Below are 524 nucleotides of genomic sequence, written 5' to 3' on the forward strand. Positions count from 1 at the left end.
CCGTTGGCCAGCAGCTGGGCGTCGACATCGGCCAGCGCGGTGGCGTAGGGGATGGCCACGCCGGGGCGCGGCATGATCGCGCGCTCGAAGGCATCGCCGTGCAGGTCGACGATGCCGGGCAGGACCAGCAGGTCGCCGCAGTCGAGCATGCCGCGCGTGGGCTGGGCATCACACGCGGCGATGTCGGCGCCGTCGAAGTGGAGGGCGGCGGGCGCAAGCCCGTCTGCCAGCAGCATGCGGCGCGAAACCAGCCCGGCCAGGCCGGCGGGTGATGACGAAAACGATTGCATCGGGAGAAATCGGAACAAATTGGCGCGCGATGCAAAGCCGCACGCTGGAAGATGGGTTGTCTTGCATTGTGCCGCAACTGGCGGCGCGATCGACGCGCACTCCATCTTTCGGTGCATGCCGCACCACCATGAAGTAGGGGAGACGGTCTAGACGCCTTAACTTTCCCGACACCATGGTCGTTATCCAGAGAAACAAGATGGGAGAACTGCCGGGCGTTGATCCCCGATCCCCCC

Annotated in this window: 1 pseudogene; it reads right to left on the minus strand. The window is 66.0% G+C overall.

The features are described from left to right. Window positions 1–407: pseudogene (locus WH87_RS19935) on the minus strand (hypothetical protein); the annotation flags it as partial. Window positions 408–524 lie beyond the last annotated feature (117 nt).

This window comes from Devosia epidermidihirudinis (assembly GCF_000971295.1).
In the GTDB taxonomy this organism is placed as follows: Bacteria; Pseudomonadota; Alphaproteobacteria; order Rhizobiales; family Devosiaceae; genus Devosia; species Devosia epidermidihirudinis.